This is a genomic window from Nocardia sp. CDC159, assembly GCF_023740735.1.
GTDB classification, from domain to species: Bacteria; Actinomycetota; Actinomycetes; order Mycobacteriales; family Mycobacteriaceae; genus Nocardia; species Nocardia pulmonis.
On sequence record NZ_JAMRXH010000009.1, the window covers coordinates 244,629 to 257,831 of the forward strand.

Annotated in this window: 15 protein-coding genes; 3 read left to right on the forward strand and 12 right to left on the reverse strand. The window is 68.2% G+C overall.

Translation table 11 applies throughout. The features are described 5' to 3' along the window. Nucleotides 1-99: 99 nt before the first annotated feature. The 3 genes from NDR87_RS21395 to NDR87_RS21405 all read right to left on the reverse strand — a co-directional run bounded on the left by NDR87_RS21395 (nt 100) and on the right by NDR87_RS21405 (nt 2,220). Nucleotides 100-498 carry a TA system VapC family ribonuclease toxin gene (locus NDR87_RS21395; protein WP_308212126.1) on the reverse strand — a complete coding sequence of 133 codons (399 nt, stop codon included), beginning with the start codon at nt 496-498 and terminating at the stop codon, nt 100-102. Beyond that, nucleotides 492-722 (reverse strand): antitoxin, encoded by a 231-nt coding sequence (locus NDR87_RS21400; RefSeq protein ID WP_251914789.1) that lies wholly within the window; start codon nt 720-722, stop codon nt 492-494. The genes NDR87_RS21395 and NDR87_RS21400 overlap by 7 nt, the downstream gene beginning before the upstream one ends. Nucleotides 723-924: 202 nt before the next feature. Further along, entirely contained in the window at nt 925-2,220 is a 1,296-nt protein-coding gene (locus tag NDR87_RS21405) for an NAD(P)/FAD-dependent oxidoreductase (RefSeq protein WP_251914790.1), read from the reverse strand. 112 nt (nt 2,221-2,332) lie between these two features. Here NDR87_RS21405 and NDR87_RS21410 point away from each other — a divergent pair, with 112 nt between their 5' ends. After that, nucleotides 2,333-3,190, forward strand: a complete 858-nt coding sequence (locus tag NDR87_RS21410) for a LysR family transcriptional regulator (protein WP_251914791.1) — start codon at nt 2,333-2,335, stop codon at nt 3,188-3,190. Here the strand turns inward: NDR87_RS21410 and NDR87_RS21415 are convergent, their stop codons facing one another. The 7 genes from NDR87_RS21415 to NDR87_RS21445 all read right to left on the reverse strand — a co-directional run bounded on the left by NDR87_RS21415 (nt 3,191) and on the right by NDR87_RS21445 (nt 9,940). Beyond that, nucleotides 3,191-4,408, reverse strand: coding sequence for a cytochrome P450 (locus tag NDR87_RS21415; protein WP_251914792.1), 1,218 nt, complete (start codon nt 4,406-4,408; stop codon nt 3,191-3,193). A gap of 10 nt (nt 4,409-4,418) precedes the next feature. Further along, nucleotides 4,419-5,657 (reverse strand): cytochrome P450, encoded by a 1,239-nt coding sequence (locus tag NDR87_RS21420; protein WP_251914793.1) that lies wholly within the window; start codon nt 5,655-5,657, stop codon nt 4,419-4,421. A gap of 2 nt (nt 5,658-5,659) precedes the next feature. Further along, entirely contained in the window at nt 5,660-6,286 is a 627-nt protein-coding gene (locus NDR87_RS21425) for an ATP/GTP-binding protein (RefSeq protein ID WP_251914794.1), read from the reverse strand. Continuing rightward, the gene (locus NDR87_RS21430; RefSeq protein ID WP_251914795.1) at nt 6,261-6,608 is read right to left on the reverse strand and encodes a DUF742 domain-containing protein; all 348 of its coding nucleotides are present in this window, start codon (nt 6,606-6,608) and stop codon (nt 6,261-6,263) included. The genes NDR87_RS21425 and NDR87_RS21430 overlap by 26 nt, the downstream gene beginning before the upstream one ends. Before the next feature lie 10 nt (nt 6,609-6,618). Continuing rightward, entirely contained in the window at nt 6,619-7,029 is a 411-nt protein-coding gene (locus NDR87_RS21435) for a roadblock/LC7 domain-containing protein (protein WP_251914796.1), read from the reverse strand. Next, nucleotides 7,029-8,750 carry a sensor histidine kinase gene (locus tag NDR87_RS21440; protein ID WP_251914797.1) on the reverse strand — a complete coding sequence of 574 codons (1,722 nt, stop codon included), beginning with the start codon at nt 8,748-8,750 and terminating at the stop codon, nt 7,029-7,031. Before NDR87_RS21440 ends, NDR87_RS21435 begins: the two co-directional genes overlap by 1 nt. A 242-nt stretch (nt 8,751-8,992) precedes the next feature. Then, entirely contained in the window at nt 8,993-9,940 is a 948-nt protein-coding gene (locus NDR87_RS21445) for an aminoglycoside phosphotransferase family protein (protein ID WP_251914798.1), read from the reverse strand. A gap of 64 nt (nt 9,941-10,004) precedes the next feature. On the opposite strand from NDR87_RS21445, the gene NDR87_RS21450 reads away from it, so the two are divergent. Continuing rightward, nucleotides 10,005-10,394, forward strand: a complete 390-nt coding sequence (locus tag NDR87_RS21450) for a DUF1707 domain-containing protein (RefSeq protein ID WP_251914799.1) — start codon at nt 10,005-10,007, stop codon at nt 10,392-10,394. 67 nt (nt 10,395-10,461) lie between these two features. Here the strand turns inward: NDR87_RS21450 and NDR87_RS21455 are convergent, their stop codons facing one another. Further along, nucleotides 10,462-11,421 (reverse strand): electron transfer flavoprotein subunit alpha/FixB family protein, encoded by a 960-nt coding sequence (locus NDR87_RS21455; protein ID WP_251914800.1) that lies wholly within the window; start codon nt 11,419-11,421, stop codon nt 10,462-10,464. Between the two features lie 38 nt (nt 11,422-11,459). Then, nucleotides 11,460-12,245, reverse strand: a complete 786-nt coding sequence (locus NDR87_RS21460) for an electron transfer flavoprotein subunit beta/FixA family protein (RefSeq protein ID WP_251914801.1) — start codon at nt 12,243-12,245, stop codon at nt 11,460-11,462. A gap of 188 nt (nt 12,246-12,433) precedes the next feature. Here NDR87_RS21460 and NDR87_RS21465 point away from each other — a divergent pair, with 188 nt between their 5' ends. Beyond that, nucleotides 12,434-13,201: a bifunctional 2-polyprenyl-6-hydroxyphenol methylase/3-demethylubiquinol 3-O-methyltransferase UbiG gene (locus NDR87_RS21465; RefSeq protein WP_251914802.1), complete on the forward strand. Its 768-nt coding sequence runs from the start codon at nt 12,434-12,436 to the stop codon at nt 13,199-13,201. The last annotated feature ends 2 nt before the right edge of the window (nt 13,202-13,203 follow it).

Here is a 13,203-nt window from a genome sequence, read left to right on the forward strand (position 1 = left end):
ATCGAGGCTGTCGGGGGTGGGCTATGCCGCGCGGCGGTGTTCGGAAATCCGTGCGCGGCGACCGCGGCGCGGGCCGATCGGCAACCACCAGGATTCGGACTAGGGATCGATCAGATCCACAACATCGGAGTGTGCCGCTGCCAGTCCTTTGTCGAATGTGGCGACACGGCCTTTGCGCCACCGAGCGAGCTGTGCGAGATAGGCGTCGGTGACTTGACGATGGCCCATGACGCTGTCCATGCGGACCTGTGCGAAGGGTACTTCGTCCGGCCAGAACTCGTGTTTGTCGTGGGCAGTCAGGTACGCGAGACCCGTCAAGGCGCTGCGTGCGCTGTGTCCCTGTCTCATCAAAAACCGCACAAGGCTGCCCTGGGTAATGGGACAGGTCGCGAATCTCTCCGCGGTCCCACTGAACCATGACTCGGCAGCATCGTGATGCAGGTGTTCATCCACGGTGAGCGCTATCAAGACATTGGCGTCGAGCAGGGAGATCACCACTCGTCCTCCAGTGAGCGCACGTCCTCGGAGGTGATGACTCGGCCCACGCTGATCGTCGGTAGGCCGGTCTTCTCACTTCGCCCCCATTGGGTCTCACCGCTGCCCTGGCCCAAGCCACGCCGAACCAGATCGGCCACTGTCTCGCTGAGTGTGCGGTGGGTGTCCCGCGCAATCGCCAGCGCCTGGCGATGCAGATCTTCGGGGAGGTCGATCGTCGTGCGCATGTATCGATGGTATGCATTGCTGCATCATGATGCAATGGTGCGGCAATGTTCGTGACCTGCTGGTATCCCGCTCCGCCGCCGTGGGTAGTGTGCGCATCGGGTGCCCTTGGCGCACGACTGACGCGGAGGTCGAACGAGCGGCGTGAAACGACACGATCCTCCGGTGCGCTCGCACCGGAGGATCGAGGCCGTCGGGGGTGGGCTATGCCGCGCGGCGGTGTTCGGACAGGGTGGTGGCCTCGGCCTTCTTGTTGACCTCGGCGAAGCCGGGGCGGCCGGTGCCGATGAAGGCGACCAGCCAGGAGAAGACCGCGGCGAAGCGGTTGCGGAAGCCGACCAGGTAGAACAGGTGCACGGCCAGCCAGGCGAACCAGGCGATGGTGCCGGTGAACTTGATCTTGTCGTTCAGCTTGGTGACCGCGCTGAAGCGGCTGATCACCGCCATCGAGCCCTTGTCCCAGTAGACGAACGGGGTGCCCGCGGGCTTCTTGCCGCGGATGATGTCGGCGACGTGGCGGCCCTCCTGCATGGCGGTGGGCGACTGGCCCGGGTAGCCGTTGAGCGAGGTCATATCGCCGATGGCGAAGATGTCGGCGTGCCCGCCCACCGTGCAGTCCTCGTTGATCAGCAGTCGACCCGCCCGATCGGTCGGGCAGCCGGTCGCCTCGGCCAGCAGTTCGGCGAAGCCGCCCGCCTGCACGCCCGCCGACCACACCACGGTCTCCGCGCCGATGGCGCTCTCCACCCCGTCCTTGGTCTTGACCGTCACCTTGCCCGGTTCGATATCGGTGACGAACGTGTCCAGCAGCACGTCGACGCCATTGCGCGTCAACGACTCCCGCGCGTAGGCCGACAGGCTGCCGCCGAACGGCGGCAGCACCGCGCCCGCGCCCTCCACCAGGGTCACCGAGATCTCCTGGTGGTAGTGCCGTTTCGCGAGCTCCTTCAGCTGCCCGGCGACCTCGACTCCGGTCGGGCCCGCGCCGACGACCACGAAGCTCAGCAGCCGCTCGCGGGTCTTCTCGTCGGCGGTGGCCGCCTCGGCGAAGACGCGCTCGATCTGCGCGCGCAGGCGCTTGGCGTCGTCGATGGTCTTGAGCGAATAGGTCTTCTCGGCGAAATCGTCCCGCCCGAAATAGGACTGGCTCGCGCCCGTCGCGGCGATCAGCGAGCCGTAGCGGATCTTGCGGCGACCCCGCGGGGTCTCGTAGGTGAGCACCGCGGCCTCGGCGTCGATATCGACGACCGTGCCCAACCGCACGTCGGCATTGCGGTGCCGCTTGAGCACCTGCGCGATCGGGGGCGCGATGTCTGTGGCGGGGAGCACACCCGTCGCTACCTGATACAGCAGCGGCTGGAACAGATGCTCCGGCGTGCTCGAGATGAGCACATAGTTCACCCCCGACTTGTTCAGCTGCTTCGCGGCGGCGAGTCCGCCGAAGCCCGATCCGACGATGACGACAGCGGCGGTTTCGATTCCCGCGTCCACGTAGTCCATGACAGCCTCCTTCTGTCATTAGTAACCGTGATTCGGGATGTCGATGTTCCTGCGCTCAGGGCGCATAATTCAGATGACTCTTATCTGGATCGTTCATGAATGGGAGATCTTGATGGAACTGCGACAGCTGTCCTACTTCGTCGCGGTCTGCGAGGAACTCAGCTTCAGCCGAGCCGCCACGCGGTGCTATATATCGCAATCGGCTATCAGTCACCAGATCGCCCGGCTCGAACATGATCTTGGTGTGCAGCTCTTCGAACGCTCCACGCGATCGGTCGTGCCGACCGACGCTACTACTCGGCTACTTCCCCTTGCGAAACAGATGCTGAGCCTGGAATCCGCCATTCGCGCAGCTGTGCGGGCCTCCGGTCCGCGCATTCGCCTGGCGGCGAACATGTCCTTCGCAACAAGATCACTGTCGGCCATCGCGGGTGCGCGAGAGGCGCATCCGGGTGCGGAGATCGAATTCGTCATCAAGCCGTTCCGCCAACGCATCGCCGCGGTCGCGGATGGCGATTGTGATCTTGCCCTCATTCGGGGCAGCGTGGATATGCCCGGTCTGACCGTCGAGAAGCTGTGGGTCGAGGACCTCGTCATCGCCACCTCGACCGCCCACCCATTGGCCGGACGAGATGATGTGACCCTGGCCCAGCTGGGTGACCACCCCCTGTTACTCCCCCCGGAACAGGAACAGGTCCTGCTCCACAACGTCGTCCGCAAGGCCTTCGCCGACCTCCCCACCCGCCCCATCTTCGGCCCACCCATCCCGCCCGACCACACGGCAACGATGGAACTCATCAACCGCCCCGACGCCTGGACCATCCTCTACGCCGACAGCCAGACCGAGGGCATCGCCACCCTTCGCCTGGCCGGGGGACCGCTGCGGGTCCCCGTCTCGGCGGTGCTGCGCAGCGAGACCAGAAGGTCCCCGATCCTGGAGACCCTGCTGGCCGCGCTCGGCAGTTCGTAGTTACAGCAGAACCGGCAGCTTCGCGTGCCCGTTGGAGATGAAGCTGGGCAGCGCGCCCAGCCGGTCCGCGGGCTCGGCCAGCCGCAGGTTCGGGAAGCGCTCGAACAGTTTGGGCAGGGCCACATTGGCCTCCAGGCGGGCCAGCGGGGCGCCGAGGCAGTGGTGGGCGCCGTGGCCGAAGCCCATATGAGACTTGTTCTCCCGGGTGATGTCGAACAGGTCGGCGGTCTCGCCGTGCACCTTGGGGTCGCGGCCCGGACCCGCCCAGCAGACGATGATCGGATCGCCCTTGGCGATGCGCAGGTCGGCGTCGATCTCGATGTCCTCGACGGCATAGCGCAGCGGCGCGTGCACCACCGCGGTCTCGTGGCGCAGCGTTTCCTCGACCAGATTCGGCCAGGAGACCTCGCCCGAACGCAGCGCGGCCAATTGTTCGGGATGGGTCAGGGCGGCGAAGATCGCCTGGTCCAAGAGATTGATCGTGGTCTCGTGGCCCGCGCTGATCACCAGCAGCAGCGTGTCCAGCAGCTCCTGTTCGGTGAGCTGCGCCCCCTCGTCGTCGCGGGTGGCGATGAGCATGCTGGTCATATCGTCACCGGGTTCGGCGCGCTTGCGTGCGACCAGCTCGCCAAGGATCCGGTACAGCTCCTGATAATTCGCCTGTGACTCCTCGGGCCCGAGCGTGGTGTCGAAGACCCCGTCGGAACATGTGCGCAGTCCGGGCAGCAGGTCGTCGGGCACGCCCATCAGTTCGGCGATGACCCGGATGGGCAGCGGGAAGCAGAACGCCTCGCGCAGATCGACCACCTCGCCGGAGGGCTTGGCCGCCAGGGCATTCAGCAGATCGTCGACGATCGCCTCGATTCCGGGCTGCAGCGCGGCGGTGCGCCGGGCGGTGAACGCGGGGGCGACCAGCTTGCGCAGGCGGCGGTGTTCGGAGCCGTAGGCGGTGAACATGTTGTTGACGGCCACCCAGAGGAACAGCGGCCAATCCGGCGGGATCTCCCCCGCCGCGAAGGCGGGCCAGTGCTGACGCGGATCCTTCGAGACGCGCGGGTCGGTCAGCAGTCGCTCGAGCAGGGCGGTGTCGGAGACCGACCACGCCGTGATCCCGCCCGGCAGCTCGACCAGGGTGGCCGGCCCGCGCTCGCGTAGTCGTCTGATCTCGCCCTGGATGTCGGAACCGGTGGGATCCAACACGATCGGGTTGCTCGACACGATGTTCTCCTTACGTGATGTTCAACGGAGGACTCGGCGGAAAGACGACCGGCAGCGTCGCCAGCGCCCGGTGGAACGGCCCGGGCCGCCACCGCAGCGCTGAATTCGGTACGGACAGACGAATTTCCGGTAGCGCGTCGAGCAGCTGATCGATCGCGTCCTGAGCGATCAGATAGGCCGCCGATCGCGCGGGGCAGGCGTGTGGCCCGATGCTCCACGCGAGATGCGAACGGTTGTCGATGAATTCGCGGGCGCCGACGGCGGGATCGTTGTTGCAGGCGGCCATGCTGATCACCACGGGTTGGTGCGCGGGCAGCCAGACGTCGTCGATGAGGATGGGCTGGCGCGGATAGCTCACGCAGTAGTTCGCGCCGGGCGGGTCGGTGAACAGCACCTCGTCGATGGCGTCGCGGCTGGACAGCGCCCCGCCGAGCAGGCCGCCCGCGAAGCGCTCGTCGGTGAGCATCAGCAGCAGCGTATTGGTGATGAGGTTCTTCGCCGGTTCGATGCCCGCGCCGTAGAGGGTGACGATCTGATGACACATCTCCTCATCGCTCAGCGCGGCCGGATGGGCGACCAGCCGCGAGACGATGTCGTCGCCGGGATGCGCGCGCTTGAGCTGCGTGAGCTCCAGCACCGCCTCGCCGATCATCAGATTGCCCTTGTCGGCATTGACGCCGTCCCAGATGGCGGCCTGTCCCTCGGCGATGCGCTGCCCGATCTCGGGCGGACAGCCCAGCAGCGCGTTGATCGCCTCGAACGCCAGCGGGAATGCGTACTGCATCACCAGATCCGCCTCACCCGCCTCGCAGAAGTCGTTGATCAGCGGTACCGCGATGCGCTCCACCACGGTATGCAGCGCATGCAGGTCCACCGCGTTGATGGCGGCCACATTGGCCTCGCGGTAGCGGGTGTGCGCGAGGCCCGCGCTGCGCAGCGCATTGGGCCGCCACTCCAGCATCGGCATGACTGGACTGTCCGGCGGCGCCGTCTTCTGCCAGGTGCGGGGATCGGCGGGAAAGTGCTCCGGATCGTTGAGGATTCGCACCGCGGTGCGATAGCCGATCACCAGCGTGGCGGGCACGCCCGGGGCCAGCTCGACCGGCGCCAGCGACCCGAATCTGCGGCGCATCTCGCGGTAGACCGCGTGCGGGTCGGCGGCGAATTCCTCGGTGTACATCGGAATGCGCGGGCCGTCGCTGTCGATCGGCGAGCCGTGCGGGGTTCGGGTGTGCGTCGGATCGGGCATGGTCAGGAACGAGACTCCAGGCGGTGGAACAGATATTCGACGAGCGTGATGAGCGATTCGACGCAGCCCAGGCGCTCGCGGGCGTCCAGCGCGGTGAGCGGGGTGTCGGGGGTGAGGTCGAGGGCGTCGCGAATCTCGGAGAGCGGATAGCGCGGCCCGCCCTCGAATTCGTTGACCGCCACCGAATAGGGCACCCCGCGCTCCTCGAGAGTGGCCAGCACCTCGTCGGCCTTCTCGATGCGCCGGGTGTCGACCAGCACCAGCGCGCCGAGCGCACCGCGGGCCAGCTCCTCCCACAGCGGTACGAACCGCTGCTGACCAGGCGTGCCGAAAAGGTACAGCGCCAGCGTGGGATTGAGCGTGATGCGGCCGAAATCCATGGCGACCGTGGTGGTCTGCTTACCGGGCAGCCCGGCCATATCGTCGACGCCGACACTGGCCTCGGTGATGGTCTCCTCGGTGCGCAGCGGCTTGATCTCCGAGACGCTGGACACGAAGGTGGTCTTGCCGACGCCGAAGTTGCCCGCCACCAACAGCTTCACCGATCTGGTGACGGTCTCGGGGACGTAGTCGACGGTGCGTTCGGGCGGGGCGATCGGGCGCTCAGACGGCGAGAGCGCGGAGCCCATTCAGTACCTCCTCGAGCAGGGCCAGTTCCGGCATCGGTTCGGCCGGAGCGGGGACGACCAGGTGGCCGCTGTCGAGGAGGTCGGATGCGAGGATCTTCACCACCGACGGCGGCAGGTCGAGATAGGCGGCGATCTCGGCGATCGACAGGGCGCCGCGTCGGCTGCACACACCGATGACCCGGCGGGCGTCGGGACCGATGCCGGGGGCCGGATCGTTCGCCGCGAGAACCAGGGTCACCAGGTCCAGTTCCCGGGTGGCACGGGAGCGCCCACCGGTACGCACATAGGCCCGGACCAGATCGGGATCACGTCGGTGCCGCATGACCGGCGGCTTACCGGTGGCGAGGAAGGGCGCCGAGTTCGCGGCCGACCCGCGCGGCTAGCTCGTTCATGCGGTGCGCGATCAGGCTGACGTCCACCTCGCCGGTGGCCGAGACCCCGATCAGCGCGCCCTCCCCGGCCGCGGTGATGAAGATCATCCCGTTGTCGTACTCGGTCATGTTCTGTCGCACCACATTCGCGGGCCCGGCGAATTCGCCCAGCGCCTTGCCCAGCGACCGCAGGCCGGAGGCGGCGGCGGCGAACCGCTCGGCGTCGTCGATGGAGATCCGACCCTGGTGCGCGATGCGCAGCCCGTCCTCGGAGAGCAGGACGGCGAACCGGACGCCGGGAACAGCGAGGTCCTCGAGCATCCAGGCCAGCTTGTTGGTGCCGTCGGCAACGGCCGTCACGGGTGTGCCCATCAGGATGTCATCCCTTCGGTGTGATCGAATGCGGCGGCACGGCCACTCTGGGAGCCGCTGTGCCACGCGGCGGCGATATCGGTTCGGGGAAGCTCGGTATCGGTGCGCGAACCGCGCGTGAGCGTGGAGACCGCGACGGTCCGACGCCGTCGGCGCGGCAGCCCGCCGGGGGTGATGTCGTGCACGGTCGACTCGTGGTCCGACGCGTCCGTTGTCGGTTCCGGCGCGGGCCTGATGGGGGCGACGGGAGCGGAGATCAGGGTCGGCGTGGGATCGCCCGCCGGTTCGGGCACCGCGGTGGGCCGGGTGAGCTCCGCGGAAGGTACTGGGGAGGAGGAGATTCCGGCGACCGGGGCGGCGGCGGTGCGCCGGGGGAGTGCGGTCGGGGCGTCCGACGCCGTCTCGGCGGTCGCCGGGACCACCGTCGGTCGGGGGCGGCCCGCCGGCTCGGAAACGGCCGGGGTCGCGGCGTTTTCGCCCGCCGCCGCGAGGGCCGCGGGCTGCGGGGGCGCGGTGAGCTCGGCCGGGACCTTCGGGGCCGCGGGCTGGGCCAGCAGCGCCTCGGGGATGTAGACCATGGCGCGCATGCCGCCATAGGCGTTCGGGCCGTCGATGTAGACGGTGAAGCCGTAGCGGCGAGCCAGCGCGGCGATGCCGGGGAAGCCGACGCGCGGGGACGGGCCCAGGGCGTGGATGTCGACGACCTTCTCGCCCGCCAGCACCTGGCGCGCGTCCTCCATTTGCTCGGCGTTCATCCGCACGCCCGCGTCGTCGACGATCACCGTGACGCCGTGGTGGCCCTCCTGGAAGGTCACGTCCACGAACGAGGTGGGCGGCGAATAGCGAAGCGCGTTGTCCAGCAACGTCGCCAGCGTGTGCACCAGCGGCTCCACCGCGCGGCTGATCACCACGCGATCGAGCTGATGCGGGCGCACCCGGGTGAAGTCGCGGACGCGGCCGACCGCGCCGCCCACGACGTCGGTGAGGGTCTGCTGCGGCCACCGGCGGCCGGGCAGACCGCCGCAGACGATCACATAGGACTGGGCCTGGCGGATCATCTGCTGCACGCTGTGGTCGATCCGGGTCAGCGTCTCGTACACCTCGTCACCGCGGTGGGCGCGCAGCGCGGCGCTCACCACCTGGCTCACGTCGGCGCCGAGGCTGACCACCGAGGTGCCGAACGCGCGCACGGCGGCGCTGGTGGCCTCGCGCGAGGAGGTCTCCAGTTCGGCCCGGGTATTCGCCTGGGCGGCCGAAACCGCCTGCTGGGTGGCGTATTCCGCCTCCGCGCGCACCCGCTGCTCGGTATCGTCGGCGATGGCGCGCAGCTCCTCGGCGAAGCGATCGGCCACCGACTGCAGCGTGCGCGCGAATCGATCGTCGCCGCCGATCTGCAACTCCACGGGGCTCTCCGCGCGGCGCACCGCATCGGCCACGTAACCGATCGTATTGGCGGCGAAGTGCTCCAGCTCGTCGTCGCGGACCTGTAGTGCGCGGTCGAGTTCGTCCTCGCGGGCGCGCAAGGCGTGGGCGAAATCGTCCTCGCGGGCGTGCAGCGTCTGCTCGGCCTCCGCCAGCCGGGTGTCCAGCTCGCGCTCGGCGCGGGCCGCGCGGGCGCGCTGTTGCACGGCATAGAAGGCCGCGCCCAGTGCCGCGGCGACGGCGAGTAACGCGAAGGCGGCGAGGATCCACGAAATCGTCACGGCGGTAGATTGATTCATCAGGTTTCCTCGTCGCCGGTAGCCCGGCCGCCCGTCCTTCCTCAGTGCACCGACCACGTGTCCGGGATGCGAAGCGCTCAACGTACAGACCGGTTCCCGGCACTCGACGGCAAGACATTATCAGCAATTCTGTCTGGCAGCGACCTTTTCGTTACGAATGTGCGACCCAACGGTGTCCTGACGGCGTCTACCAAAAAGCCTTTGCCCGCAAGGCTTCCCGGAGGCGAACGGGCGACGCCGGTTCATGACATGACAAGGGCTTGCGCGATAGCCAGATACAAGGTGTGGCTGGGCGGATCGCTATCCTCGACCGACCACATGACCTCCTCCATGCTGCGCAGGAAGGCCCAGGTCCGGACGCGCCGGGGGTCCAGCTCCAGGGCCGCCGCGGTCCGCCTGACGACCGCCGTCGCGTGCTCGGGGGTGGGCTCGGCCTCCACCTGGATCAGCGCGAGGTAACCCGCGTCGAAGGCGGCCTCGCCCAGATAGGGCTTGGGATCGATGAGCAGCCAGGGTTCGCGTTCGGCGGCAACGATATTGCCCAGGTGGGTGTCGCGGTTGACGATCAGCGGCGGTCCGTCCGGCGTGGCCAGGGTCGAGCACAGCGCGGTGGCGTGCTCCAGCAACCGCTGCGGAACCGCCTGCGCGAGCGCGAGTTCCGGGTTACCGAAGCGAGTTGTCCAGTCCGCCACCACCGTTGCCACCTCGGGCAGTTGCGGAAAGTGTGCCGGAACATCGATCGGCGCCCGCCGCAGCCGCCGATACAGCCCGCAGGCCAGTTCGATCCGGTCGATGTGCTCCGCGCGGCCCTCGAGGCTCGGCGCACCCGGCTGCTCCAGCAGCGGTGTGCCCGGGCGCGCCCATTCCAGCAGCATCGCCCCGCTCGCCGGATCGTAGTCGTACAGCCGCACCGCGCCGTCGCCGTCGTAGCAGTACAGCCCGGTCGCCTCGCCCTGGTTCTCCACATCGACCACCGGAACCTTCAGCACCGCCACCGACCCGTCGCCGCGCCGCACCAGCGCCACGAACGAATGCGTGCCGCCGCCGAACGGGTCCCCGATCACCTCGAGTCCCCAGTTCCCGCACAGCTTGTCCACCAGTTCGGGCAGGTCGGCGAGCCATTGCTCACCGCGCGTCGGAAAGTAGGTGCGGATCATTCGTTCGACCTGTGGCGGCAGCGCGATCGGCATGACCACCACCTTTTCCGATCGGAATCGTTGTGGGCAATCGAATTTCCGCCCTACGCTGGCCGACGTGGGGAATGAGAACGTGCGGGCCTCCGACGCCGACCGGGAGAAGATCGTCGCGCGGCTGCGGCTCGCGGTGGACGAGGGGCGGCTGTCCCTGCACGAATTCGACGAGCGCATCCAGCAGGTCTACGCGGCCCGCACCTACGGCGAACTGTCGCCCGTGCTGTCCGACCTCCCGGTCCAGCGCGATCTGCGCAACATCCAGAAGAGGTCCGGCACGGTGCCGCAGTGGGTCTACATCATGTGGACGCCGTGGGTCTTCGTGAACATCCTGTGTGTGGTGATCTGGTTGGCCACCGGCGCGGGCTACTTCTGGCCGTTCTGGGTGGCCGCGCCGTGGGGACTGGCCCTGTGCGTCCCGACGGCCATCGGCATCATCACCAACAAGCGCTGAGCAGCCGCAAGCCCCGGCCGCGAACGGCCGGGGCTTGCGGAGGCGGGCAACCGAATGCCCTGGGGCGTCAGCCCTTGTGGGACTTGACGGCCTCGGTCAGCTGCGGGGCGACGTTGAACAGGTCGCCCACGATGCCGTAGTCGCTGATCTCGAAGATCGGCGCCTCTTCGTCCTTGTTGACGGCGACGATGGTCTTCGAGGTCTGCATGCCCGCGCGGTGCTGGATGGCGCCGGAGATGCCCAGCGCGATGTACAGCTGCGGGGAGACCGTCTTACCGGTCTGGCCGACCTGGAACTGGCCCGGGTAGTAGCCCGAGTCGACGGCGGCACGCGAGGCGCCGACCGCGGCGCCCAGGGCGTCGGCCAGCGGCTCGACGACCTTGTGGAAGTTGTCCTCGCTGCCCACGCCGCGGCCGCCGGAGACCACGATGGTGGCCTCGGTGAGCTCCGGGCGGTCGCCACCGGCGACGGGCTCGCGGGCGGTCACCTTGGTGACGCCCTCTTCCTGGGCCGGAACCTCGACGGTGACCTTCTCGCCCGCGCCGGCCTGCGGCTTGGCCTCGATCGCGCCCGGGCGCACCGAGATCACCGGCACATCGCCGGTGGCCTTGGCGTCCACGGTGAACGCGCCACCGAAGATGGAGTGCACGGCGGTGCCGTCCTCCTTGATATCGATGACGTCGACCAGCAGGCCGGAGCCGATGCGGGCGGCGAGGCGGCCCGACACCTCCTTGCCCTCGGCCGAGGCGGCCACGAGAACGGCCGCGGGGGAGACCGATTCGGTCAGCCCGGCCAGCACGTCGACCTTCGGGGTGACCAGGAAGCCCTCGACGTCGTCGGACTCGGCGACGTAGATCTTCTCGGCGCCGGCGGCGGTCAGGGCATCGGCCAGCTTGTCGGCGGTGCCGGGCGCGCCCAGCACGACGGCCGACGGGGTACCCAGCGTGCGGGCGGCGGTCAGCAGCTCGGTGGTGACCTTCTTCGGCGCGCCCTCGGCGTGCTCCACGAGCACAAGTACTTCTGCCATTGTTCTCTCTCCTGGAAGTTCGTTCGGCTCGGTGGGCGTCAGATGATCTTCTGGCCGATGAGGTACTGGGCGATCTGCTGGCCGCCCTCACCCTCGTCGACGATCTTCTCGCCCGCCGTGCGCGGCGGCTTCGGGGTGACACCGGAGACGGCGGAGCCCGCATTGGCCACACCCACGGTCGACGGGTCCACACCCAGGTCGGCCAGGGTCCAGGTCTGCACTTCCTTCTTCTTCGCGGCCATGATGCCCTTGAAGGACGGGAAGCGCGGCTCGTTGATCTTCTCGTTCACCGAGACGATGGCGGGGAGGGTGGCCTCGAGCTTGAACACGCCCTCGTCGGTCTCGCGCTCGCCGGTGACCTTGTCGCCATCGACGGTCAGCTTGCGCAGGTGGGTCAGCTGCGGGATGCCGATGTACTCGGCGATGATCGCGGGGACGGCGCCGGCGCGGCCGTCGGTGGACTCGTTGCCCGCGATGACCAGCTCCACACCCTCGACCTGGCCCAGCGCAGCCGCCAGCACGTAGGCGGTCTGCACGGCGTCGGAGCCGTGGATCGCGTCGTCCTTGACGTGGATGGCCTTGTCGGCGCCCATGGACAGCGCCTTGCGAATGGCCTCGGTGGCCCGCTCCGGACCCATCGCGAGCACGGTGACCTCGCCGCCCTGGGCCTCCTTGATCAGCAGGGCCTCTTCGACGGCGCGCTCGTTGATCTCGTCCAGAATCGCGTCCGCGGCCTCGCGGTCGAGGGTGTAGTCGCCATCGGACAGCTTGCGCTCGGACCAGGTGTCGGGAACCTGCTTGATCAGTACGACGATGTTCGGCATTGGTCTTCGTCGACCTCCTGTTCTGGTGGCACGTGGGTGGGGTCGCACGATCGGGCCGTACGTCCACGAAATAGCTCGTGCACGGACATTACCCTACGTTAAGTTACTCATGGGTAACTTACGGTGTGATGTTCTGCATCACCACTCCGAGTCCCGGTGTGATACAGCCAGCCGCTAACGTCGACCGAATGAGTGAGGCCCTTCCCGTGGATCCGCTGCCGCTGACCGGTGAGCGGACGGTGCCAGGGATTCCCGAGGAGAACTACTGGTTCCGGCGCCACGAGATCGTCTACGCGCGGCTGCTCGAGCGCTGCGCGGGCCGGGTGGTGCTGGAGGCCGGATCGGGGGAGGGCTACGGCGCGAACATGATCGCCGATGTCGCCGCCCGGGTGATCGGACTGGACTACGACACCGGCGCGGTCGAGCATGTGCGCGCGGCCTATCCGCGGGTGGAGATGATTCAGGGCAATCTGGCCGCACTGCCGTTCGAGGACGGCTCGATCGATGTGGTGGTCAATTTCCAGGTCATCGAACATCTCTGGGATCAGGCGCAGTTCCTGCGCGAATGCCTGCGCGTGCTGCGTCCGGGCGGGACGCTGCTGATCAGCACGCCCAACCGGATCACCTTCTCGCCGGGGCGCGATACGCCGTTGAACCCCTTCCACACTCGCGAGCTGAACGCCGCCGAGCTGTCGGAGCTGTTGGAGCAGGCCGGTTTCCGGGTCGAGCTGATGACCGGCGTGCACCACGGCCCGGAACTCGTTGCGCTGGACGCCAAGTGGGGCGGATCGATCATCGATGCGCAGATTCAGCGGGCGCTGGCCGGTGAGCCCTGGCCCGCCGAATTGGCCGCCGATGTGGCGGCCGTGCGCACCGAGGACTTCACGCTGCGCACCGACGATATCGACGCCAGCCTCGATCTGGTGGCCGTCGCGGTGAAGCCCGAAGCGCGGTGAAG